This window comes from Lapidilactobacillus dextrinicus DSM 20335, assembly GCF_001436095.1.
Taxonomy (GTDB): Bacteria; Bacillota; Bacilli; order Lactobacillales; family Lactobacillaceae; genus Lapidilactobacillus; species Lapidilactobacillus dextrinicus.
The window spans coordinates 125163-149120 of the sequence record NZ_AYYK01000004.1; the positions used below are offsets into that span (position 1 = coordinate 125163).

The following is a 23958-nucleotide window of genomic DNA, read 5'->3' on the forward strand; positions in this document are numbered from 1 at the left end:
GGAAAGTGCCGGTGGATAAAGTAGGGCAGACAACTGTAGAATCGGTTGTCAAACAACGACATCATTTTTCACGACGACATTCTTTGGAAGTCATCACAATCTTAATTGTGTTAGGCTGTGCAATCTATAGCTTGTGGCCTGGGTATGCCGGTCAGGCTCAAGTTAAGTTAGATCATAGTCAGATTAGTTATCAGGGACGTGTTAACAAACAAAAGTTTAATGGTCAAGGAACCTTAAAAGTTGCCGGTCAAGGGACTTATGTTGGCCATTTTAGTGACGGCCGTTTCAATGATCTTGGTCAATTTAAATCTCTGGATGGTTGGACTTACCTTGGTCAGTTTAAGAATGGCATGATTAGTGGCAACGGAAAGATGCTTGACGCTAAGCAACAAGTGATTGGCAAATACAAAAATGGGGTTTTACAGCAGCCATGAGAATAAAATGGTTTAGTTTTGTGCGTATCACTGGGCTATTATTGGTTCTGACGTATCATTTTTTCAAAAACCTATTGCCTGGTGGCTTCATTGGTGTTGATATCTTCTTTACTTTTTCCGGTTATTTGATCACAGCTTTAATGGTGGATGAGTTCAATCGTCAGGGGAATTTTGATTTGATTGGCTTTTATCGACGCCGTTTTTACCGAATTGTGCCACCATTAGTGCTCTCGATTTTATTGGTCATTCCCTTTACCTATTTAGTTAGCCGTGATTATGTTACTAATATTGGCAAACAGATTACGGCGGCTTTGGGATTCACTACTAATTTTTATGAGATTGCGACCGGGGGGAGTTATGAAACTAATTTTATTCCTCATCTATTCGTTCATACTTGGTCGTTAGCAATTGAGATGCATTATTATATTATTTGGGGTTTATGTGCATTACTGATTGCCCGTTTAGTTAAACATAGCTACCAAAAGAATCAGAAAACTAAGCGACGAGCTTTAATGCTTTTTAAACGTTCGCTATTTTTGCTATCTGGTATTTTTTTCATTGCCAGCTTATCTGCTATGATTATTGGTTCGCTTCATTTAAAAGAATTTTCGCCAGTTTATTTTTCAACGTTAACTCATTGCTTTCCTTTCTTTTTAGGCAGTTGTTTAGGTATCTTAGTCGGTATTCGTCAGATATCGACACGTTTTATGGCCAGTGTTCGGACTTGGACCACACCAATTGCCATTTTTATTCTGGGGTTGTGCTTTACGGCGTTAATTGGGTTAAGTCTAACCCTGCAATTCGATCAACGTTCAACCTACTTTTACGGGTTTTTAGTTGCAAGTATTCTAGCTAGCATTATGATTTATGCAGCTAGAATACTTCATGAAAAAACACCAACTATTGCTGAACCTAAAGTGATCACATTTTTAGCTGATACGAGTTACAGCGTTTATTTATTCCATTGGCCGTTCTTCGTCATATTTTCACACGTGGTTAACCTATATTGGGCTGTTATTTTAACGCTTGTTCTTTCACTGGCGTTTTCGGCATTGTCTTATTATTTCTTGGAACCACTTATTGCCGGTAAAACTGATCAATTTCATGCCACCTGGGTTCGCTGGTCATTGAAGAAACATTTACTTCAAACTGCTATTGTGGTTATTTTAATTGCGTTAACTGGTGTAACCAGTTATACGGCATATGCTGCACCCACGATGACAAGTTTGGAAACAAAGCTTTGGACAAGTGGACTGTATCAGGATATCGATCAAATTAATGATGCGCATCAAGCTGTTTTAGCTGCGGTTGAAGCTAAGCAAAAAGCCGAAGCCGCGCGCAAAAAACAGCTGGCAGCAAAAACGGCTGCTGAAAAGGCTAAAGCTGAAGAAGAACGCATTCTAAGTATGATTCCTCAAGGCGTCTCTATCATTGGTGATAGTGTTACTTTAGGCACACGTCAGTACCTAGGTGCGCATGTGCCAGAAAGCACGATTGATGCTGCTGGCAACCGAACTATGGATCTAGCATATAAAGTTATGATGGATCAACAAAAGAAACATACTTTACGCCAATACGTTGTGATAGCTATTGGGACTAATGCTTTAAATGATTGGCAGGCACAAACTGATAAAGTGATTCACTCGTTAGAAAAAGGCCATCATCTAATTTTAATGACGCCACACGACGGCTCAGCCACAGCAGCTTATAATTCTGAGAAGCTAGCGGTTTATGAGCGTACGTTACCGAAACGGTATCCGTGGATTACAATTGCAGATTGGAACACAGTAGCTAAAGCACATCCGGAAGCTTTTAAAGGCAGTGATGGCACACACTTTGGTGGAAATGCTCAAGGCGACGCTTTGTTTGCCAAATGCATCAATGATGCGTTAGCTATTGCAAAAAAACAACCATTTAAAAAATGAACCAATTATTAAGGACTGTATAATAAAAAAGATCAACGTTGTAAAATGCGTTGGTCTTTTTTATTAGAAAGATTAATAATCAAGTTACTTAAATTTGTTGTTAGCAAAACTAAGCGGGTAATATCTATGAGCAATTAAAAAGAGCGGTATTTTAATTTTAAATCAATTCTTCCAATAATATATATTATGTTAACTAGAATATAACTTTTGTATTTAAGCAGCTCCCCTTATTAAAATGATGACCTATTTGTGCTCATAATTCTATTTCGATGTTTACTAGTGATAAAACAAAAAATAAATCATTTTACGTGCGTTTTGATCCAAACATCGGTACGCTTAGTTATGAAAAATAAATCTTGGAGGTTTAACAGATGAAAATTTTAATTATTGGTGCTCATGGACATGTTGGTCAACTGACAACGAAATTATTGGCTGATCAAGGTAATCAAGTTTATGGTAGTATTCGTGACACCGCCCAAAATGATGAAATTAAAACACTTGGTGGTATTCCCGTTACTTATGATTTATTGGGTTCAGTTGCTGATATGACAAAGACTGTTGCTGATATTAAACCTGATGCTATTGTTTTTACAGCTGGTTCTGGTGGCCATGGCGGTCAAAGTGGCACTTTGAATATTGATCTCGATGGTGCAGTTAAGACTATGGAAGCTGCTCAACAAGCGGCAGTTAAAAGATTTATTATGGTTAGTGCGTTTGGTACCGGCGACCGTGAATTCTGGGCTAATTCATCAATTCGTGGTTACTATGTAGCTAAATATTATGCAGATCAATGGTTACAGCTACGAACGAATTTGCAATATACCATCTTACGTCCTGGTACGCTAACAAATGATGAACCCACTGGTGAAATCGACTTAAGCGGGGCAACTACAGGTGATTTAACGGTTACGCGTGCTGATGTGGCTGCAGTAATTGCTGCCGTTCTCGATAATTCACAAACGATTGGTGAGATTTATACTTTTGTTAATGGTGATGAACCAATTGATGAAGCCTTTTAATTAAAATTCAATATATAAAAAAGAAGCTAACTACCCTATTTCATAGGTGTTGTTAGCTTCTTTTTGTTTATCTAAACATGGTCTTTGTTGCACGGGCCATGACTTTTGGACTCTTTTCGTAGTGATGAAGTTTAGTTAAATGTTTATCGGGAATACCTAAGAAATGATAAACGGCAATTTGTGCGGCTCTAAAGGAATATTGTTCGGTGAAGACCATATCAAATGGCATTTCTGCAAATTGACTGATGAAAGCCAAGTTAGTTGAACCTTCAGGAACAACCGCTGGGCGATCACCCTTAGCGCGTTGATTAAATAACGCACTGGCATATGGCATGTAAACCGGAATGACATTAATAACGCTGTCCATAATTTCATCAACATGGTTGCGAATGTTATCTGAACTGTGATCGATTGCAGCCAACTGACCAATTAATTCTTCTAACATTTCACGGCCAGTCATTTCGATGAATGGCTTGTCAACATAGTCCCCTGTTTGCCGTGGATATAAACTGTAGCCCCAGAAAATTGTCTCGTTTTCCTTTTGGGCATGGAAATGTGGCTGATGATGGACAACGATTGATAATAATTCATTACTATCAATAAAGGTGTTTAAAGCGTGACCTGGTTGTTGGGTAGTAATCCGACTAATTTGATCAAGCAAATAGTGATTCTTCGTGGTTACGGTGAAACTTGACCATTCAGACTGTTCCCGATCGTTGAAGAATTTATCAGGATGACCTAATTGATAGAAATGTTCTGTCGCTTTCTTCCAAAGCATAGCTGATGGTGCATATTCCATATTTTCTTTAATTGGTGTATCCATATCACCAATTGAACTACTGTCGGTGATTGAACCGTTAGTGTCAAAGACTAAATCATCTGGATCAACTTTAATGGTGCCGGATTTTGGTTCTTTGGTATTAACTACTTCATATTTCAGACCAGTAACGGTGATTTTATCGCGTAGTGGTGAATCAGCAAATAAAAGTTCTGTTATCTTAATATTATTCTTGAAAGTAACACCTTGCTTTTCGAGAAAATGACGCATTGGTAAAATGACACTCTCATATTGGTTGTAAGGGGTTCTAGTGACCCCTGCTAGTGTATTAATCCGACTGAACTCTAGAATCATTCGATTCATGTAGCGTCTTAATTCCATAGCTGAGCTTTGGCGTTTAAAGGCAAAAGTTGTTTCCCACATGTACCAGAAATTTGTGCTAAAGATATGAGGTGTGTTCTTAAACCATTCCTCAATACTAATATCATTTAGTTGTTCTTCTTTACTTTCGGGCATCATCATTAATTCGGTTAAACGCGCCCGATCATGATTGTTGAATTGCATGTGGCGATAATCGTTCTTGCCGCCGTGATTACGAATGCCCTCGGTTTTATCCATTAAACGTGCCACGTCATGAGTGGGATGGGCGTGGTCAAAATTTAAAATCTCGTCAGTTACACTCCAGCCGGGATGATCCTCAGATGGCACTGAACGCAAGACATCCCATAGATTTTCATAAGTCTCTTCGTTAAGCATGCGGCCACCCTTAGCTAAAAAGCCTTTATTATTGCCTAAAGGTTGATTGCCATATTCATGTTCATAATCACTAACAGCAGCACCATCATTAGCACCATGTGTTTCTAAACCAAACATCGTGATTTGTTGGCCTTGCCAATGACCATCACGAATTAAATAAATAGCAGCTGCTAAGTTACCGACACCTGTACCGATCATATAAGCTTTACGTGACATTGAGATCACTCCTTATCAAATTATGTCGCATTGAGTTAACTGGTTTATGTCTAAAATTAATTTGCAAGACATATTCGTACGACCTACCTTTGTACACCTTGATTATAAATCCTCTACTAGAAAAACCAATGTTCAAAGCACTTTTGGTGTAAAAAAATACGACACTAAGTTAATAGTGTCGTACCAACGTGATTTAATTAATTTTTTGCGCTGTAACTAATAACATCATCGGCCGTCGGAGCTCATCTTGCATACCGGGTACACTTGCCAAAAGATCTTGAGGTGGCGTTGGTTCAGCCAGATTAGTTATCGTAAAACCGGTCTGCAACAACGTATTCAAGTAAGTGGTTAGTGTGCGATGATATTTGGTAATATGTTGGTCGAGAAAAACAGCATTACGCTGACCTTCCTGAAAATAATGATCGACTAGCCAACACTTAGGCTTACCATCTGCATCATAAGGCCAATTTTTGCCGTCCTACTGCTGTAAAAACAGGATGCTCAACTGAACGAGGAAATTGCCGGTAAGCGGCAAAGAAGGCCGCATCATCATACTTATTCTCTTTCACGATAGATCAGTTTCTTAGTGTTCGTTTTATGAATTAAGATTAGGCAAAAATATCAGCCATCCAACCCAATGCAATAGCTTTTTCACCTAAATGGGTGCCGATAACCGGGCCAAAATAAGTGATTTCAGTTGCTAAATCGGGAAACTTGGCTTGTAATTCTGTTTGCCAAGCTTCAGCAGCCGGTAAATCGTTACCATGAATAATTAGTAATCTTAAAGGTACATCGGACTTTTCGTAAGCCTCTGTGAAGATTTCTTCAGCACGTTTATAAGCTTTTTTAATGGAACGGACTTTTTCAAAAGCGACAATTTTGTTTGATTGCTCATCAAAAGTTAATAACGGTTTAATCTTTAACATTGACCCGATAAAAGCGGCGGAATTAGATAAGCGCCCACCACGGACAAGATTTTGTAAATCATTGACGATAAATACTTCATTGATGGTCTTTTTCAAATCATCTAATGTCGCGATGATATCTGTTAAATCAGCACCTGCTTGAGCCATTAGCGCTGCTTTGATTGCTAAGTAACCCATTAAGCGTACCGTAATACCAGAATCGTAGGGTACAACTTTAACGCTCTTGATTTCTGGCGCGGCTGTGACGAGTGTATTATAAAAGCCAGAAATGGTACTGGCTAAATGGATGGATAAAACAGTGTCATAACCTTCATTACCAAGATCTTCATACAACTTTAACATGTCACCGAGAACTGGCTGTGAAGTGCTTGGAAAAGTCTTTGAATTACGTAATTTTTCATAGAATTCAGCGGTCTGTAAGTCAACGCCTTCTTCATAAACTTGATTATCAATAATCACTGGAATTGGTACAACTTTAATATTATATTGTTCTGCTTCTTGAGCTGACAAATAAGCGGAACTATCGGTAACAATTGCAATTTTCAACTTGAGTGATCCCCCTTAAAGCAATGGTACGCATCATCATTTAACTTGGTTTAAGATTATCATGATGTTCGTTATCGTCAAAAAACGATCTTGATACTTGATAGTTGGTGTTATTGGGTACTAGCATAACTTTATGCTAAAATGGATTAAGTCTGGTCTTGCTTAAAAGAACAAGCATCACACGCTTAATTATCTTAATCAATAAAGCATGATGGTATCGAAGTAAAATTTTGCTTGAATTTGCTTGAATATGATGATTATACAGTAAAATAGGTCAACCGTAAAATCAGTATTTATTAAAATAATTACTTGGAAAGGAATTTATTATGTCATTTGATGGAACGTTTCTCCATGCCATGACAGCTGAACTGGCGACTACTTTTGTTGGTGGTAAAGTTGTAAAAATTCAACAACCTTATCCCCTAGAAATTATTGTAACCATTCGCAGTCAGCGGCATAATTATCCCCTGCTACTCTCGGCCAATCCTAGTTTGGCCCGCGCACAAATCACCAAGATTCCTTACGCTAATCCTAAAACTGCGCCTAATTTCGTAATGACATTGCGCAAGTATTTAGAAAACGCCAGTGTTGAAGCTGTCGAACAGATCGAAAATGATCGTATTTTAAAGATTTCTTTGCGTTCACGCGATGAATTGGGCGATCAAGAAGATTTATTATTAATTGTGGAAATGATGGGACGTCATAGTAATATTTTCTTAATCGAAAAGGCAACCAATCGTGTCATTGAATTGATTAAACATGTTTCCCCTGACCAAAATCGTTACCGATTATTAATGCCTGGGGCGCAGTATCTTCAACCTGAATTGGCTAGTGGCTTCAATCCTTTTGCTAGTGAAATAACGGTTGATGATTGGAATCAAGTTTGGCTACAACTTCATGATTTGAAAAACAAACCAGTGCGTGTTTGGCAAACCTTCTTCCAAGGTTTAGGCACAGATACTGCTTTTGAATTAGCTGAACGCACGAAAACAGCCCGTTCTGTTGAAGAGATGACGACAATCGTCACAGACTTTTGGCAGTCTTTTGGACAAGTTCAGCCAACAATTGGTGAGCAAAATCAAAAATTACAGTTTGCTGCGATCCCTTACCAAACTTTTACCGGAACTGTTAATGATGATTTCACAACCTTAAGCGGGATGTTAGATCGCTTCTTTGGTCAAAAGGCCGAGTCTGATCGTAAACATCAATTAGCAAGTAATTTATTACAACGGTTAAACACGGTCATCAAACGTAATCAGAAGAAGTTAAAGAAATTACAGCAAACATTTAAGAGTGCCCAAAATGCCGATGAAGTGCGGATTAAGGGCGAAATCCTGATGACTTATTTGCGAGAGGTTCCGGAGCATGCAACTAAAGTGACCTTACCCAACTTTTATGACGATAATCAGCCACTAACGATTTCACTCTCCCCTGCGCTTACGCCTGCTAAAAACGCTCAGAAATACTTTACCCGTTATCAAAAAGATAAAAATGCGTTGATCTATGTTAAAACGCAGTTGGAAGAAACACAAGCTGAATTAGATTATTTAACAGGTGTTTTAGCACAAGTTGAAGTTGGTGAGCCTAAGGATATTGAAGATATTCGTGTTGAATTGGAACAACAAGGTATTATTCGCGCTGATAAGAAGAAAAAGAAGCAGCGCATTAAAATTAATCCTGCGGAACAATTCTACGCTAGCGATGGTACTTCAATTCTTGTTGGTAAAAACAATCTACAAAATGACCAACTAACCTTGAAAAAGGCGCGTAAAACAGATTTGTGGCTGCACACTAAGAATATTCCTGGTTCGCATGTGATCATTCAATCTGCCGAGCCTAGTGATGAAACTATTCTAGAAGCAGCTAAGTTAGCTGCTTATTTCTCTAAAGCGCGTGAATCAAGTCAGGTTCCAGTTGACTATGTTAAAGTTAAACAAATTCATAAACCCAATGGGGCAAAACCTGGTTTTGTGATCTTTACTGGTCAAAAGACCATATATGTTACGCCAGAACGCCAATTAGTTGAACAAATGCGGCAGAAAAAATAGCAAATTAAAAGGAACTGATCTTATTTATTTAGGATCAGCTCCTTTTTTTGAGTTCAATATATTAAGCGCTCGATGACCATTAGTCTTCTTTGTCGACTAATGGTTCAATTGCAAAAGCGCGTGACTCTAATACTGTCAAAATAGCTTCTACTTCGTCCATCGTGGTAATCAAAGGAACATGATGCATGACGGCAACTTCACGTAAAATCGCACCTAAGACACTGACCGGTCCGCGCCATTCGGCCGTATTAATAACCATCTGAATTTTGCCAGTGCTAATTTCTGTGTCGATATTAGGTTGACTGCCGCCAATTTCGTGAACTAGGTCAGTTACTAGACCAGCCTTTTGGAAAGCAGCGGCGGTTTTGGCCGTAGCAACAATTTGATAGCCCAATCGCTTGAAGCGTTGGGCCATCGCTAAGCCGACGGACATATCGTGAGAAGCAATTGAGAACAAGATTCGACCAAACCCAGGCAATGGCTGTCTGGAAGCTTCTAGAGCCTTATAGAGGGCTTTTTCAAAAGTTAAATCAGTACCAATGGCTTCGCCGGTTGTTTTCATTTGGTTTTCGGTTAATTTTTCCCGTTTATTTAACTTGGTAAATGAGAAAACCGGCATTTTGACATGAACGCCCTGCGGAATTAATGTTTGTTCTGGGGTAAAGCCTAATTCTGATAGCTTGGTGCCCATTAGTACACGCACGCCAATGGCAATAATCTTTTCAGGCACGGTTTTGTCTAAAAAGGCTAAATTGCGACTGCCTTTTAAGTCAATGGCCAAGATATAAAGTTGCTCTTGTCTGACTAGGAAGCGAATATTCATAAAACCGGTTGTTTTTAACGTTTGGCCCACCTTAATGAAGACCTGTTGCATTCTTTGCAGCATGGTATCAGTTAAATTTTGTGCCGGTGTAATGGTCATGGCGTCTCCAGAGTGCAAACTAGAATGCTCTAAATGCTCCAGTACGCCGGTGATAAGCATTTGTTGACCATCATAGATTCCATCAACTTCATATTTATCACCACTTAAGAATTCCCGAACCGTGAAGGGGAAATTATGGACATCATTTTGGAAATGCGCCGCATAACGTTGTAAATCTTGTTCATCATTTAAGACTTCTGTGGGTGAAAAAATATGCGCTGGATTAGGATGAATTAAAATCGGAAATGGTATTTGACTGGGTGTTGCTAAATATTGGGCAAAGTCTGTCGGTGCTTTTAATTCAGTTACGGTGGGCCCCATTAAATCCAATTGCTGTAATAATGCTTGTAGTTTGGCTGGTTGATGAACTTGATTTAGCGCTTCAGCAGAAGCGCCAAGTACTGTAAAACCAGCTGCGGCTAAACCTTTAGTTAATTTGCTGGCAGATTTCCCACCTAACTGGGTGATGATATAATGCGGCTGTTCGACTGCAGCAATGTTTAAAGCGGCTTCTAGATTAACTGGTGCATTATAAATGCGATCAGCGACTCCCACACTGGTTGAAAAAGCATCAGGATTGTTATTAAGCAGAATTGTTTCAAAGCCTAATTTGCGCATGGTTAGCAGGCCTTGAACGGTAACATAGTCAACCTCACTACCCTGCCCGACTTTAGTAGGGCCAGACCCAATAATCATGACTTTTTCACCAGTGGTGGCGGGATCAACTTCATTCTCGGTACCATAAGTTGGGAAATAACGTTGGGAATGAACTAAAGGATTGCTAGCGATAGCGTTAACTTCTTGAAAGCCTTCTTCGATATGGGCTTCTTGTCGCAATGCTAATAATTGTGCCGGTGTTATTTGCCACAACTCGCTAATCTTCCGATCAGAGAAACCATAGCGTTTAGCTGCAGCTAACACCGTTAGGTCGGCTTTCTTATCGACTAACTGGCGCTCCAGTTGAATGATATGATTGATTTTTTCAATGAAAAAGGCGTCAATTTTTGATAAGTGGCTCAGATCTTCAACGGTATAACCTCGGCGCAATGCTTCAGCAAGATAGAAGATTTCTTCATCGGTTGGATAAATCAAACCAGCTGTTAGTTCCTCATCACTTAATGCGGCGATTTTAGCTTGATAAAGGTGATCAATGCGCATATCTAAAGCGCGAATCCCTTTTAAAAGTGCGGCTTCAACGCTACGTTCTAACATCAATACTTCACCAGTTGACTTCATTTCGGCACCCAACTTGCGGTCAGCACCGGAGATTCGATCGAACGGCCAACGCGGCAACTTCGCTGCTAAATAATCAAAAGCTGGTTCAACTAAAGCTGTGGCACCTGCTTCAAAAGGATGTTCAATCTCATCAAGCCGATAGCCAATCGCAAGCAGCGCAGCAACTTTGGCGATGGGATAACCTAAAGCTTTAGCAGCAAAAGCACTGGTTCTGCCAAGGCGTGGTGTGGCCTTTAAAACCCAAAATTGACCAGTTTTAGGATCAACGGCAAACTGAATATTACAACTGCCAACAACGTTTAATTGGCGGGTAATGGTAATCGCCGCATTGCGTAAAGTTTGCACTTCACTATCCGTTAAGGTTTGAATTGGGGCAAAAGCAATTGAGTCACCAGAATGAATCCCCACTGGATTTAGTTGTTCGCAATTAAATAGCGCTACAACTTGATCGCTTTGGTCGCGCAGCACTTCAAACTCTAATTCTTTCATGCCAGCTAGACTATGGGTTACGGTTACGCGGTGGATTGGTGAGATTGCCAGTGCACGCTCAAAAATTTCGACTAAATCATTTTGATTTTCGGCAATACCACCGCCAGTTCCGCCAATTGAATTAATTGGCCGAATCATTAGAGGCCAGCCTAAGGATGCTGACTGACTAATGACGTCATCATCAGGCGTCAACATTAAAGTGGGATTAGTTGGTAAATTAGCCTGCTTCAATAATTGGTGGAATTCTTTATTGCTGGTTGCTTGCTGAAAGGTTCGTAAATTGGGACCGATGATTTTAATTTGCAGGCGTTTTAAGACCCCATTTTGTTGCAAGTTCGCCAATAAGTTAACAGTCGTTTGCCCGCCAGCGTTGGCTAGAATTGCGTCTGGTAATTCTTTACGGACAATTTCGGAAAGAAACTTCTCAGTTAATGGCTCTAAATAAATTCGTAAATTAGGATAACTATTAGTCATGCTAGTAGCAGGATTAGAATTAACTAAAACGACTTGATAACCGGCATCCGTCAAAGTTTTAACTGTTTGGGTACCAAGGTAATCAAACTCACTATCTTGGCCGACAACAAAGGGACCAGAGCCAATGACTAAAATTTTGTTAATATCGGTGCGTTTAACCATTAGAATTCCCTCTTTCTCCGGGCAATATTGGCTTCCATTAATTCAAGAAAGTCGTCAAAGAAATGCAAACCGTCTTTAGGACCAGGAGCGGCTTCGGGATCAAAATTGATCGCGTAAATTGGCAAGTAACGATGACGAAAACCTAGCACATCATTAGTATTAACCGCCACATAAGTTCCCAAAAGGTCACCTAATGGCTCCTCATCACTTAAATAAAAGACACTGTTTTGTGACACGATATTAGTGTCTTGAGTAATTTTCTCTTGAACGGCTAAGTTAATGCGATGGCGGGCAAACGGTCGCGTTTTAACGGCCACTTTGTTTGCTAAAGCCACAACAGCAAATCCCAGACCAATCGCAAAAATTGGGTACCGGTTTTGAATTGCTTTAACAGTATCAATTGTCTTGGCTAAGGCTTCTGGCTTGCCCGGACCATTACTAATTAAAATGCCATCAGGTGCTAGCGTATTAATGACTGAACTAGGTGTGTCGTATGGCACCACTGTGACATTACATTGTCGTTTAGAAAGTTCGCGCAGCAAGGTGTTTTTTAAGCCTAAATCAATCACAACCACATTTTTACCAATGTTAGGACTAGGATATGGTTGTTTCGTTGAGACTTGGTTGACTTGGTTGTTAGCCACGACTAACGCCTTGATCTGATCATGGGCGTGTTCATCATGAGTGTCCATAATACTCGCTTTCATATTGCCGAATTTGGCAATATGGCGGTATAGCCGGCGCGTATCGACATTCATTAGACCAGGAATCCGCTGTTCAATTAAAAATTCATTCAACGTCATTTGGGCATGCCAATTGGTTTTTAGATCATAATTTTCACCAATAACCACGGCTTTAATAGCAGAACCAATGGCTTCGTAATCATCGCGATTAATCCCAGTAGCGCCCTGTTGAGGATATGCAAAAGCTAGAATCTGGCCAGTAAAAGCATAATTTGTAATGGCTTCTTGATAACCAGTAGCTCCGGTATAAATCGTTAAGACGCCAGTTGTGTTAGTAGTTGCGCCAAAAGCATCGCCGGGAAAGACGGTGCCATCTTCTAAAATTAAATATCTTTTCATCTTGTTAAACTCCCCTATATGAGCAGTTATGATTGAAAATAGTAGCGTGTCCTTAACGACTTAAAATAGTGCTGGACACAGAAAAACGGACAATCTTTAAAGATTGTCGCGTTTTACACTAACTTTATTATAACTTATTTGTCTCTCTTCGTCGCTTGTTAGACTAACCCTATTGAATTATTAAGGTTTAATTAGCATGTTGCCACTGAGCTATTTCTCACTTGCGGCTTCTTGTGGCAAGATAAGATTTAACAAAATACCAATGACTGTTGCTAAAGCGACACCAGTAATTTGATAACTGCCAAGTTGTAAAGTAACGTTCCCCACGCCAATGATCAGGATGCTAGAAGCAATCATTAAGTTGCGGCGTTTGTTGAAGTCGATATGTTCTTCAATCAGAATTCTTAAACCGCTGGCAGCGATGACACCAAATAATAAGAAGCTAATGCCACCAAGTACGGCACCAGGAATACTTTGAATCAAAGCACTTAGTTTACCAACAAAACTAAATAAGATCGCAAATGTTGCGGCACCAATAATAACCCAGACACTATAAATTCGATTAATGGCCATGACGCCGATGTTTTCGCCATAGCTGGTAATGGCCGGACCACCAACTAAACCGGCAAAAATTGAAGCTGTCCCATCGCCAGTTAAAGTTTTGCTCAAGCCAGGATCTTTGAAGAAGTTACGCCCAGTTAAACCGTTCAAGACCATTAAGTGTCCCATATGTTCGGTCATGGTGACAAAGGCGATTGGAGCCATCATTGCAATTGAACCCCAGTAGAATTTCGGTTTGTAATTAACAAATGGCAATTCAAAGTTCGGTACTTTAAACCAGTGGGCTTGTTCAACTGGCGTTAAGTCAACTAAGCCGAAAGCCAGAGCTAAAATATAACCCACAATGATTCCTAGCAGAATGGCAATTTCGCCCCAGAACCCTTTTAAATACATATTAAAAATAATGGTGATAAACAAAGTTAATAAGGCTACTAATAAGATTTTGCCATTATAATGACCACTTGCATCTAAGGTGGCATTATTAGCAGCTGACGTTGCTAAGGATAAGCCGATTGCCATCACAATTGGACCTACCACAATTGGCGGTAAGGCTTTATCAATCCAATCAGAACCGATCTTGGCAATAATCGTTGCAACTAAGACATAAACTAAACCAACGGCGATAATACCTTGGGAGATGCCAGGATAGCCAACGGTCTTCATTAAAGCTTGCATGGGAATAATAAAAGCAAAACTAGAACCCATGTAAGCAGGAATTTTACGTTTCGTAATTAAGATGTGTAATAGCGTCCCTACGCCAGAACTAAATAAGGCAATGCCAGGATCTAAACCAACTAAGATGGGTACTAAGACGGTTGAGCCAAACATCGCGAATAAATGTTGGATAGACAATGCAATCCAATGGCTAAATTTGGGTTTGTCTTCAATATCTAAGACAATTTCCTCGTGGTGTTGATTTTGTGCGGACATGGTACTTCCCCCTATAATTTAATTTGCTTAATTTAAAATAACTTGGTCAACTTGATCGACTTCAGTCATTTGCACATTGATAGTTTCGTCATGAGCCGTTGGAATATTTTTACCGACAAAATCTGGGCGGATAGGTAGTTCACGGTGACCGCGATCGATTAAGACAGCTAACGAAATCTTCTGTGGACGCCCACTATCCATAATCGCATCTAAAGCTGCGCGAATAGTCCGACCGGTATAAAGAACGTCATCCACTAAAACAATATTTTTCCCATTGATTTTATCATCAAGCTGGGTCGTCTTAGTGCGACTTGCTGGGCGATCATCCCGATAATCAGTCACGTCAAGAAAAACAACGGGAATTTTAGTTCCTTCTAGTTGCTCAATCCGCTGCCCAATTCTGGTAGCTAAATACGCACCCCGCGTACGAATCCCCACAATGATCAGATTAGTTAAACCACGGTTTTGTTCGATGATTTCGTAAGTGATTCGGGTTAGTGCCCGTTGAATCCCGGTTTGATCCATAATAACCTTTGCCATTATCACTGCCTCCTTTTAGTGATGACCAACTAAAAAAGCCCCATGACCAATAATTAGTCATGAGGCGTGTGTAAAAGTTTAGAATTAGACTGGTTGTATTAAAGTCGAATTCCTTCTCAGCCTCACGGGACTAAATTAAAGGATCAATTGGATTAATTGTAAAGGTCTCCTTTTTTAAAGTCAAGTAAATTAAAGACAATAAATCATTTTGATAACAATAGGCTTATCATTATTGCTGATATTACTTGTTAAAGCTTGCTGTGCCAGTTGCTGCTTGGCCTTTTGACATCAATTTGTGATTATTATAAGATTACCACCATTAGGTATTAAGATTTGGGCAAAGGGAGTTTTTAAATGAAACGATGGTTGAAATGGTTGCTGGGATTTTTAGGTCTCTTTTTACTGGTAGTTGGTGGTTATTTGATTTATGTGTTAACGGCTTATTATCGGCTACCTGCTAAAATGAGTTTACAACCAGTGGCCAATCAAACGACAAAAGTTAAAACTAATCAGACTTATACTGTACAAACTTATAATATCGGCTATGGTGCTTATACGCCTAAAGACAGTTTCTTTATGGATGGTGGTACTGAATCTAAAGCGCGCAGTGTTGCAGCAGTTAAAGGTAATCTTGAAGGTGTCATTAAAACCACCCAGGCTAATCAACCAGATTTTGCCTTTTTTCAAGAAGTAGATCGATGGGGGCAACGGTCGCGTAATGTTGATGAAGTTGCAATGCTTACGACTGCCCTTGCTAAAACACATGCGCGTGTTTACGGGCAAAATTACGATACCCCCTACTTATTCTATCCTGTGACTGATCCTATTGGTGCGGCTAAATCGGGACTTGTGACTTTGAGCCGCCAAAAAGTCATCAGTGCTCAACGCTATACCTTACCGATTGCTACTGACCTTACCAAACTAACTGATCTTGATCGTGCTTTTACGGCTACGAAGGTCGCAGTGGCCAATGGTCGGACTTTGCAATTAATCAATGTTCATCTGTCAGCCTTCACGAAAGATCAAAGTATTCAAAAGGCGCAATTTAAAAAATTATTTAACTATGCTCAGACTGCTTATCAAAATGGCGATTATGTCATTATTGGTGGTGATTATAATCATCGCCTGATTAATGACAGTGCGACAGTTTTTAAAACATCACAGCCCAACCTAACTTGGACACACTTGTTTCCTTTTACAGACTTACCCAAAGGCTTCAAGGTGCCAACGCAAGGTTTAACTCAAGCGGCTATTCCTTCGGTGCGTGGCATGGACCAACCTTATACTAAGGGAAAAACTTTTGTGACGTTGGTCGATGGTTTTATTCTTTCGCCGAATGTTCAAGCAAAATCACTCCACATTACTGATACGCAGTTTCAATATTCAGATCACAATCCCGCTGTTTTAAAATTTAAACTACAAAAATAAGTAATAGAAAAACCTTGATCATGATCCGTAACTGGATTTGATCAAGGCTTTTTGCTGGCCTAGTTTAATAGCCACTGTTGTTAACAAGCTTAATTGTCTCGCCTGCACGTAATTTAGCTAATGTTTCTGTAAAAATTGGTGGTAATGGTGCTTGGAATTCTAGCCATTCCCCAGTTGTGGGATGGGTAAAACCGAGTTTAGCCGCGTGGAGAAACTGACCGTTACCCGACAATGTTTTTTTCGGACCATATAGGGGATCACCAGCCACTGGATGCTTAATGTATTGTAAATGCACGCGAATTTGATGGGTCCGCCCAGTCTCTAAACGACAACGAATTAACGTATAATCGCTCAATCGCTCAATCACTTTGAAATGAGTGACGGCATGACGACCACCAGCGACAACAGCTTGGCGCTTGCGATGCTTGGGGTCACGGGCTAATGGCGCGTTAATTGTGCCCGACTCCTCACCAATGACACCGTGAACTAAGGCCACATATTCGCGCAGATTGGTTTTGTTTTTCAACTGTTCTGTCAAGGATTTGTGGGCAATGTCAGTCTTAGCAACCATTAATAATCCGGAAGTATCGCGGTCAATTCGGTGAACAATACCTGGGCGAATTTTACCGTTAATTGACGAAAGTTGTCCGTGTGCTAATAAACCATTCACTAAAGTACCGTGTAAATGACCAGGAGCTGGATGAACGACCATTCCTTGTGGCTTGTTGATAACAATGACCTGGTCGTCTTCATAGATGATATCTAACGCCATTGGTTCTGGCTGGGCATCAATCGGTTCTGGTTCAGGCAGGATTAGTTTGATTTCATCGGCTGGTTGAACTTGATACTTAGCTTTGACCAATTGACCGTTAACTTGCAATTGTTGATTTTTAATGGCGGTTTGAACTTGTGAGCGACTAACATCAGTAAATAAATCAGCTGCTACCTTGTCAATCCGCCCAGTTTCTTGAATAATTTTGGCCGTATATTCAGGCATGGTCTTCCTCCTCATCGCGATCAAAGAAGATCACAAAAATAAATAGCAATGCAACACCAATCGTTAAAGCAAGATCAGCAATGTTGAAAATTGGAAAGTTAATAAAATCTAATTGGAACATATCCACAACAAAGCCTTGACGGGCTCGGTCGATAAAATTACCAATCGTACCTGCCAACATGAAAACTAAGCCAGTGTAATACATTAAACTAGCTTTTTGGCGCCAAGCTTTAATTAATAACGGCAGAATAATGGCGACGGCAATAGCCGTTACTAAATAAAAGAACCAAGTTTGACCTTCAAAGCTACTCCAAGCAGCGCCCGTGTTATGGACCTTGGTGAAAGACAATAAACCAGGAATAATCGTTTGAGCTTCACCAAAACTAATATTAGCCGTGATCCAATTCTTCAATAGTTGATCAGCACCGACAATTGCAGCACCGATAATAAGTGTGAGTGTGTACATGAATGAACCTCTATTTAAGTTTTAACTAGAATAAGCCGCTGATTTTGCCATCAGCGTCAATATCAATTTTTTCGGCAGCGGGGTGTTTAGGCAAGCCTGGCATGGTTAAGACGCTACCGGCCATTGCCACGATAAAACCTGCCCCTAACTTAGGAATAAGTTCGCGAATGGTTAAAGTAAAACCAGTTGGTGCACCTAAAAGCTTAGGTTGGTCAGAAAATGAGTATTGTGTCTTTGCAATACAAATAGGCAAATTATTCCAGCCATGTTTATTAATTTGGCGTAATTGTTGTTTAGCCTGACTTGTTAGTTCGATATCAGCAGCGCCATAAATCTTTTGGGCAATGGTTCGAATCTTAATAGTAACAGTCTCGTCATCTGCGTATAAGCGTTCATAATCAGGTGTTTCATCTTCAGCTGCTGCCATGACAAGGTCAGCTAGCGCTAGACCACCGCGGCCGCCTTTTTCATGAACATCGGTAATGGCACTTGCTAAGCCTTCTTGACTGATTAAATCCTGTAAAACAGCTAATTCTTGGTCCGTATCACTAGCAAAATGATTAATGCTGACGACTACTGGAATACCATAACGTTGCATGTTTTGGAGATGGCGATGTAAGTTCTCGTAACCATGTTCAAGCGCACTGACACTTTCATCTTTTAAATCTGCTAATGCTTGACCACCATTATATTTTAAAGCGCGAATTGTGGCGACAACAACAATAACATCTGGTGCCTTTGAGAGCTTGGGTGTGACGATATCAAGGAACTTCTCAGCACCTAAATCAGCTCCAAAGCCAGCTTCAGTAATGGCATAATCACCAGCGTGAATAGCAGCTTCGGTGGCGAGAATGCTGTTGCATCCGTGGGCAATATTAGCAAAAGGACCACCGTGAATGATCGCTGGTGTATGTTCCAGTGTTTGGACTAAGTTGGGCTTAATTGCGTCTTTTAATAAGACAGTTAAAGCACCTTCAACTTTTAAGTCTTTAACGTAGATCGGTTCACGATCGTAGGTGTAACCGATCAAGATTTCAGAGATTCGTTTTTTGAGATCCGTTAAACTAGTCGCTAAACATAAGACCGCCATCATTTCGCTCGCAACGGTAATATCAAAACCATCTGAACGCATTTCACCATTAGCAGGTTTACCTAAGCCAATGACAATCTCGCGTAGTGCACGATCGTTAATATCTAAAGCGCGCTTCCAAATAATCCGTTTAGGATCAATATTCAAGGCATTACCTTGATGAATGTGATTGTCAATTAAGGCAGCCAGTGTGTTCACGGTTGCTGTTAAAGCATGCATATCGCCCGTGAAATGAAGATTAATATCGGCCATTGGGACAACTTGGGCGTAACCACCACCAGTAGCGCCGCCCTTCATCCCCATGACGGGACCTAATGATGGTTCGCGCAAGGCAATCACAGCCCTTTGTTGGCGTTGACGTAAAGCATCAGCTAAACCAACTAAAACGGTTGACTTACCTTCACCGGCTGGTGTGGGATTAATTGAGGTGACAAGCACCAATTTACCAGCGGGATTTTGATTGAGCTTGGCTAAAGCTTCAAGGGGTAATTTAGCTTTATCGTGACCATAGGGTTCAATTTCAGCGGCAGTTAAACCGATTTTAGTAGCGATTTTCTCAATAGGTTCTAAGACGTTTTTTTGCGCAATTTCGATATCTTCCATGTTAGTATTGCTCCTTCCAAAGCTTCATCAGTGTTACTTGGGTCTTTTTAGTCATTAAAAACCGATAAGAAAATTTATGATGACTCAAGTGAATTTCAACAGTATGTTTGGTTGCACTTAACTTGTCGATTTGTTGTTTAGTCAGGATTAAGGCTTGGCGACTAAATGGAAAATGCAATTCGAGTTGTCCCGATTTTACCGTGATGAAGCTATTGAAAAACAAATGAATAGCCAACACGATAAAAATAAGGCCGAATCCAAGACTAAGCCAGTAAATGACACTGGTTTGTTCAAGTTGGACAATAATTCCCAGTAGCAATAGGCAAGTCACCCACAACCATAAATTAAGTCGATTCAATGTTAATGGCTGACAATAGATTTTTTTATTTTTAGACATAGCTTCCCTCACCTGATTATCTTATCATAGACCAGTGCTTAGTTGCGGCAAAAGTCAGTTAATCACCACAAAAATGATGAAGCAATTTGCTGGCAATCAACAATTTTGTTTGTTGCTAAGATTGTTTTATTTGCCATTTCAGTATAACGAAAAAAATAGTATCATGAAAACAACATCTCATAAACTTAAGGCAAGTTTCAAGATTAAGTATTAGGAGGTTCAGTGATCATGTTATGGTTAGCAACCGACGCTTCAGTTGACGAACAAAAACAATTAACTGGCATCGGCATTCATCTTTATAATTCCACGAAAACAATTAATGAACAACAAGGCCAACCATTACCTTATCAAGATAATCATCATGCTGAATTTCAAGCCGTTCTGCTAGGCGTTCAATTGATTGCTGCTAAATATGCGCAGCAAGCAGATGTGGTTGTTTTACAAACAGACAGTCAACTTGTTAAAGACAGCTTAGAAAAGCGCTACGCTAAGCACTATGGCCCAGAAACAGCAGCAATTTTAGCAGTGACGGATCAGTTTAACTTGTTTTTAGTCAAACTCGTGACGGATCATACTAATCGTGCCGCGCATCAACTTGCCCGCCAAGCGATTTATGGCCTGAATTGACACTGGTAAAGTGATAAGCATCTTATCTGCATTTAAGCCAGAATCTTGTTAAGCTAAATGTGATAGTAAAACATTTATTGGAGGCGTCTGATGAAAATTGTCTTTCATATCGATGAGTTAGAAAAGTGGCCAGTTGCGCAAGGCAATCTCGTTAACACATTAGTGGTGCCTAATATTGACATGGTCGTCGTTGTTAACGGTGTGGCCATTACCGGGTATTTACAGCCCGAGGTTCAAAAGTTCATCGCTCAATATCAAAGTCAAATTGCTTTTCACGCTTGTCATAATGCGATGCAAGCTCATGATATCACCGCAGATCAATTATCAAAGGGTGTTAAAGTTGTACCGGCGGGGATTATTGACCTCGTTAATTTACAAAATCAGGGTTATCGCTATATTAAACCATAAAAATAGCAATCACGAGACTAGTTCAAGCTAACTTGAAGGTCTGCGTGATTGCTATTTTTGTGTTGCGGATAAAGACTTAGAATTCAGCGTTACCTGGTGTTCTTGGATAAGGAATGACGTCGCGGATGTTGCTCATACCAGTGACGTACATTACTAGGCGTTCAAAACCGATCCCAAAACCGGCTTCTTTAGTTTCACCGTATTTGCGTAATTCCAAATACCATTGATACTCTTCTTCGGATAAACCGAAGTCTTTAATCTTTTGTTGAAGTTGTTCAAAGCGTTCTTCACGTTGACTACCACCAATTAATTCGCCAATTTGGGGAACGAGTAAATCAGCCGCTGCAACAGTTTTGCCATCGTCATTGTTGCGCATATAGAAGGCTTTGATTTCCTTAGGATAATCCGTCAAGAAGATTGGTTGGTGATAAACTTCTTCAGTTAAATAACGTTCATGTTCAGCTTGCAAATCTGTACCCCATTCAACGGGTACTTTGAAGTCGACCGGTGCAGCTTGCAATAATTCAACCGCCTTAGTATAAGGTACGCGAGCAAAATCTTCGTCTAAAGTTAATTGCAAGCGGTCGATTAATTCAGGATCAACATGTTCGTTTAAGAAAGCTAATTCTGGTTGGGCATGATCGAATAAATAAGCGATCACACCCTTCAATAAACCTTCTGCCATTGCCATGACGTCAGTTAAATCAGCAAAGGCCATTTCGGGTTCAATCATCCAGAATTCAGATGCGTGACGTGACGTGTGGGAATTTTCTGCACGGAAAGTTGGACCAAAGGTATAAACGTTACGGAAAGCCAAAGCAAAGGCTTCAACTGGTAATTGGCCACTAACGGTTAAGTTGGTCTTTTCTTTAAAGAAATCCTGGCTTTCATCAACTTGACCTTGATCATCTAGTGGTAAATGATTCATGTCTAAAGTTGTGACTTGGAACATTTCACCGGCACCTTCACTATCGCTGCTAGTAATAATTGGCGTGTTAACGTAAGTGAAGTCATGGTCTTGTAAATACTGGTGAACGGCAAAAGCTGCTAATGAACGAATCTTGAAGACCGCGTAAAAGGTATTAGTCCGTGGCCGTAAGTGAGCGATTGTCCGTAAGTATTCATAAGAATGCTTTTTCTTTTGTAATGGATAATCATTATCAGAACCACCAACTTGCGTGATGGCTGTTGCTTGAATTTCAAAAGGCTGTTGGGCCTTTGGTGTTGCGACTAATTCACCAACAACTTGAATTGTGGCACTTAATGGCAACTTCGTTAATTCCTCATAGTTGGCCATTTCGCTAGTCATGACGATTTGGGCATTGGCTAAACTAGAGCCATCGTTTAATTCAATAAAGCCGACACGCTTAGAAGAACGAATCGTACGGACCCAACCAGTTAACTCAACGGTGCCAGTTAATTGGTCAAGGTGTGTGTATAAATCTTTAACTGTTTGTTGTGTCATTATTATAAACCCCTTCCTTAAAATCAGTACCAACAGGCAATAAAAAAAGACCCTTCTCCCCCAATTAGGGACGAAAAGTCTTTCCGCGATACCACCCAGATTACTTCAAAATGAAGTCAACTCAAAAAGTACAAACATACTTTCCAATGATAACGGATTGGTAACGTCTAAACTTACTTTAATAAATTTCAGTTCGAAGCAAAAAGGTGTTATTCAACTTAAGTCACCATTAGGTTTACACTATTCCTAATTCACTGAAGATGATTCATTAAGTTTACTGGTCCTTTTTATTGCCGATTGTTGATTTACCGAAATGATAGCATATCTAGATTTGAATGACAATTGTTTTCAGTGAGATTTTTAAGATAACAGTCCCAATTTTTACTAATATTTTTTCTTTTGATCGATCTATGATAAAATCTACTTGATTTAAACGTAAAGGGGTTTTTACTCAATGAAAGTTGCGGTTGTTACAGATAGTGCTGCTTACTTAACACCAGAACAAGCAGCAGAATACCAAATTCACGTTTTACCAATCCCGATTCTTTGGGGTGATGAAACGTTGCGTGATATGATTGATATTAATTCACAACAATTCTATCAACGGCTACGTACCGACAAAGTTTTACCAACAACGTCTCAACCATCGATTGGCGAATTAGAACAAAAAGTCACAGAATTAGTGGCTGATGGTTATGAAGCCGTGATTGTGCCCGCAATTTCTAGTGGGATTAGTTCTTACTATGATAATTTAATGGCATATGCGGCCCGGGAAAAACGACTTAAAGTTTATCCGTTTGACACACATATCACTTGTGCCGGCACTGCTTATGCCGCCCTACTTGCTGGTAAAATGGTATTGGCTGGTAAAGAACCAGAAGCAATCATGCAGGTACTTTATGACTTGCGGGAAACAACCAACGTTTTGTTTATGGTCGATGATATCAACCATTTGAAACGGACAGGACGTTTAAGCAATGCTTCAAGCTTTGTCGCTGGTTTGTTGAAAATTAAACCGATTTTGGCCATGGACGTGGATCATAATGGTCAAGGTCAGATTTCCGCAATTGGCAAAGAACGTCAAACAAAACGCGCTTATGAATGGATTGCTACGCATTTCGGCGATGCCATTAAAGATAAGGATTATCCAATTCGTGCGACTGTTTTTGATGCCAATGCACCAGAAGCTAAGCAAGAATGGATTGATGATTTGTCTAAACGCTACCCTAATGTCACTTTTGAAGGGAGTATTATCGGACCAGTTGTCGGTGTTCATACTGGCGAAGGTGCAATGGCCTTAATTTGGGGTCGTGACTGGGATAAAATGTAAAAATATATTAAAGCATGTTCAAAGTTAATTCATTTGAACATGCTTTTTATTTATTTCTCAATAAGTTGACGAACATCAAGATAGGCAAGCCGCTTTTGCTGGT

19 protein-coding genes and 1 other annotated feature are annotated in these 23958 nt (G+C 40.0%); of the genes, 8 read left to right on the forward strand and 11 right to left on the reverse strand.

What is annotated here, in order from left to right; translation table 11 throughout:
* Positions 1-11: 11 nt before the first annotated feature.
* From FC84_RS02765 to FC84_RS02775, 3 genes are all read left to right on the forward strand, one after another.
* Positions 12-434: an MORN repeat-containing protein gene (locus FC84_RS02765; protein ID WP_057755047.1), complete on the forward strand. Its 423-nt coding sequence runs from the start codon at positions 12-14 to the stop codon at positions 432-434.
* Entirely contained in the window at positions 431-2359 is a 1929-nt protein-coding gene (locus tag FC84_RS02770) for an acyltransferase family protein (RefSeq protein WP_057755050.1), read from the forward strand. Before FC84_RS02765 ends, FC84_RS02770 begins: the two co-directional genes overlap by 4 nt.
* A gap of 371 nt (positions 2360-2730) precedes the next feature.
* Positions 2731-3378 (forward strand): NAD(P)H-binding protein, encoded by a 648-nt coding sequence (locus tag FC84_RS02775; RefSeq protein ID WP_057755053.1) that lies wholly within the window; start codon positions 2731-2733, stop codon positions 3376-3378.
* Between the two features lie 67 nt (positions 3379-3445).
* On the opposite strand, the gene FC84_RS02780 is transcribed toward FC84_RS02775, so the two are convergent.
* Both FC84_RS02780 and FC84_RS02785 read right to left on the reverse strand, forming a co-directional pair.
* Entirely contained in the window at positions 3446-5128 is a 1683-nt protein-coding gene (locus FC84_RS02780) for an oleate hydratase (RefSeq protein ID WP_057755057.1), read from the reverse strand.
* A gap of 608 nt (positions 5129-5736) precedes the next feature.
* A complete protein-coding gene (locus tag FC84_RS02785; protein WP_057755060.1) occupies positions 5737-6600 on the reverse strand; it encodes a DegV family protein in 864 nt (287 codons plus the stop codon).
* A 326-nt stretch (positions 6601-6926) separates the two neighbouring features.
* Between FC84_RS02785 and FC84_RS02790 the strand changes: the two genes are divergently transcribed.
* The gene (locus tag FC84_RS02790; protein WP_057755063.1) at positions 6927-8648 is read left to right on the forward strand and encodes an Rqc2 family fibronectin-binding protein; all 1722 of its coding nucleotides are present in this window, start codon (positions 6927-6929) and stop codon (positions 8646-8648) included.
* Between the two features lie 79 nt (positions 8649-8727).
* Here the strand turns inward: FC84_RS02790 and FC84_RS02795 are convergent, their stop codons facing one another.
* The 4 genes from FC84_RS02795 to pyrR form a co-directional block, all read right to left on the reverse strand.
* Complete coding sequence (locus FC84_RS02795; protein WP_057755066.1) at positions 8728-11931, reverse strand: carbamoyl phosphate synthase large subunit; 3204 nt, start codon at positions 11929-11931, stop codon at positions 8728-8730.
* On the reverse strand, positions 11931-13013 hold the full coding sequence (locus tag FC84_RS02800) for a carbamoyl phosphate synthase small subunit (protein ID WP_057755069.1): 1083 nt from the start codon (positions 13011-13013) through the stop codon (positions 11931-11933). Before FC84_RS02800 ends, FC84_RS02795 begins: the two co-directional genes overlap by 1 nt.
* Positions 13014-13223: 210 nt before the next feature.
* Positions 13224-14504: a solute carrier family 23 protein gene (locus FC84_RS02805; RefSeq protein ID WP_057755073.1), complete on the reverse strand. Its 1281-nt coding sequence runs from the start codon at positions 14502-14504 to the stop codon at positions 13224-13226.
* Positions 14505-14531: 27 nt separating this feature from the next.
* Positions 14532-15044: a bifunctional pyr operon transcriptional regulator/uracil phosphoribosyltransferase PyrR gene (gene pyrR, locus FC84_RS02810; protein WP_057755075.1), complete on the reverse strand. Its 513-nt coding sequence runs from the start codon at positions 15042-15044 to the stop codon at positions 14532-14534.
* Positions 15045-15398: 354 nt separating this feature from the next.
* On the opposite strand from pyrR, the gene FC84_RS02815 reads away from it, so the two are divergent.
* Positions 15399-16472 (forward strand): endonuclease/exonuclease/phosphatase family protein, encoded by a 1074-nt coding sequence (locus FC84_RS02815; protein WP_057755078.1) that lies wholly within the window; start codon positions 15399-15401, stop codon positions 16470-16472.
* Between the two features lie 64 nt (positions 16473-16536).
* On the opposite strand, the gene FC84_RS02820 is transcribed toward FC84_RS02815, so the two are convergent.
* The 4 genes from FC84_RS02820 to FC84_RS02835 are packed head-to-tail and all read right to left on the reverse strand — an operon-like array spanning position 16537 to position 20025.
* Complete coding sequence (locus FC84_RS02820; RefSeq protein ID WP_057755081.1) at positions 16537-17469, reverse strand: RluA family pseudouridine synthase; 933 nt, start codon at positions 17467-17469, stop codon at positions 16537-16539.
* Positions 17462-17935, reverse strand: coding sequence for a signal peptidase II (lspA, locus tag FC84_RS02825; RefSeq protein ID WP_057755083.1), 474 nt, complete (start codon positions 17933-17935; stop codon positions 17462-17464). The genes FC84_RS02820 and lspA overlap by 8 nt, the downstream gene beginning before the upstream one ends.
* A gap of 25 nt (positions 17936-17960) precedes the next feature.
* On the reverse strand, positions 17961-19628 hold the full coding sequence (locus tag FC84_RS02830; protein WP_057755086.1) for a formate--tetrahydrofolate ligase: 1668 nt from the start codon (positions 19626-19628) through the stop codon (positions 17961-17963).
* A 1-nt stretch (position 19629) separates the two neighbouring features.
* Positions 19630-20025 carry an EbsA family protein gene (locus tag FC84_RS02835; protein ID WP_057755089.1) on the reverse strand — a complete coding sequence of 132 codons (396 nt, stop codon included), beginning with the start codon at positions 20023-20025 and terminating at the stop codon, positions 19630-19632.
* A 228-nt stretch (positions 20026-20253) separates the two neighbouring features.
* On the opposite strand from FC84_RS02835, the gene FC84_RS02840 reads away from it, so the two are divergent.
* Both FC84_RS02840 and FC84_RS02845 read left to right on the forward strand, forming a co-directional pair.
* Positions 20254-20652: a reverse transcriptase-like protein gene (locus tag FC84_RS02840; protein WP_057755097.1), complete on the forward strand. Its 399-nt coding sequence runs from the start codon at positions 20254-20256 to the stop codon at positions 20650-20652.
* A gap of 90 nt (positions 20653-20742) precedes the next feature.
* Positions 20743-21060, forward strand: coding sequence for a DsrE family protein (locus tag FC84_RS02845; RefSeq protein WP_057755100.1), 318 nt, complete (start codon positions 20743-20745; stop codon positions 21058-21060).
* 76 nt (positions 21061-21136) lie between these two features.
* Here FC84_RS02845 and asnS read toward each other — a convergent pair whose 3' ends face one another.
* A complete protein-coding gene (gene asnS / locus FC84_RS02850; protein ID WP_057755104.1) occupies positions 21137-22525 on the reverse strand; it encodes an asparagine--tRNA ligase in 1389 nt (462 codons plus the stop codon).
* 63 nt (positions 22526-22588) lie between these two features.
* Positions 22589-22825: a binding site (T-box leader), on the reverse strand.
* 154 nt (positions 22826-22979) lie between these two features.
* On the opposite strand from asnS, the gene FC84_RS02855 reads away from it, so the two are divergent.
* Complete coding sequence (locus FC84_RS02855; protein ID WP_057755107.1) at positions 22980-23855, forward strand: DegV family protein; 876 nt, start codon at positions 22980-22982, stop codon at positions 23853-23855.
* Positions 23856-23958: the final 103 nt, after the last annotated feature.

Bases quoted from the DNA above. Each gene is read 5' to 3' on its own strand.
- FC84_RS02855 (WP_057755107.1), top strand. From the start codon at position 22,980: ATGAAAGTTGCGGTTGTTACAGATAGTGCTGCTTACTTAACACCAGAA.
- FC84_RS02845 (WP_057755100.1), top strand. From the start codon at position 20,743: ATGAAAATTGTCTTTCATATCGATGAGTTAGAAAAGTGGCCAGTTGCG.
- lspA (WP_057755083.1), bottom strand. From the start codon at position 17,935: ATGTACACACTCACACTTATTATCGGTGCTGCAATTGTCGGTGCTGAT.
- asnS (WP_057755104.1), bottom strand. From the start codon at position 22,525: ATGACACAACAAACAGTTAAAGATTTATACACACACCTTGACCAATTA.
- FC84_RS02775 (WP_057755053.1), top strand. From the start codon at position 2,731: ATGAAAATTTTAATTATTGGTGCTCATGGACATGTTGGTCAACTGACA.
- FC84_RS02805 (WP_057755073.1), bottom strand. From the start codon at position 14,504: ATGTCCGCACAAAATCAACACCACGAGGAAATTGTCTTAGATATTGAA.
- pyrR (WP_057755075.1), bottom strand. From the start codon at position 15,044: ATGGCAAAGGTTATTATGGATCAAACCGGGATTCAACGGGCACTAACC.
- FC84_RS02795 (WP_057755066.1), bottom strand. From the start codon at position 11,931: ATGGTTAAACGCACCGATATTAACAAAATTTTAGTCATTGGCTCTGGT.
- FC84_RS02800 (WP_057755069.1), bottom strand. From the start codon at position 13,013: ATGAAAAGATATTTAATTTTAGAAGATGGCACCGTCTTTCCCGGCGAT.
- FC84_RS02835 (WP_057755089.1), bottom strand. From the start codon at position 20,025: ATGTCTAAAAATAAAAAAATCTATTGTCAGCCATTAACATTGAATCGA.
- FC84_RS02770 (WP_057755050.1), top strand. From the start codon at position 431: ATGAGAATAAAATGGTTTAGTTTTGTGCGTATCACTGGGCTATTATTG.
- FC84_RS02780 (WP_057755057.1), bottom strand. From the start codon at position 5,128: ATGTCACGTAAAGCTTATATGATCGGTACAGGTGTCGGTAACTTAGCA.
- FC84_RS02815 (WP_057755078.1), top strand. From the start codon at position 15,399: ATGAAACGATGGTTGAAATGGTTGCTGGGATTTTTAGGTCTCTTTTTA.
- FC84_RS02840 (WP_057755097.1), top strand. From the start codon at position 20,254: ATGTTATGGTTAGCAACCGACGCTTCAGTTGACGAACAAAAACAATTA.
- FC84_RS02830 (WP_057755086.1), bottom strand. From the start codon at position 19,628: ATGGAAGATATCGAAATTGCGCAAAAAAACGTCTTAGAACCTATTGAG.
- FC84_RS02790 (WP_057755063.1), top strand. From the start codon at position 6,927: ATGTCATTTGATGGAACGTTTCTCCATGCCATGACAGCTGAACTGGCG.
- FC84_RS02820 (WP_057755081.1), bottom strand. From the start codon at position 17,469: ATGCCTGAATATACGGCCAAAATTATTCAAGAAACTGGGCGGATTGAC.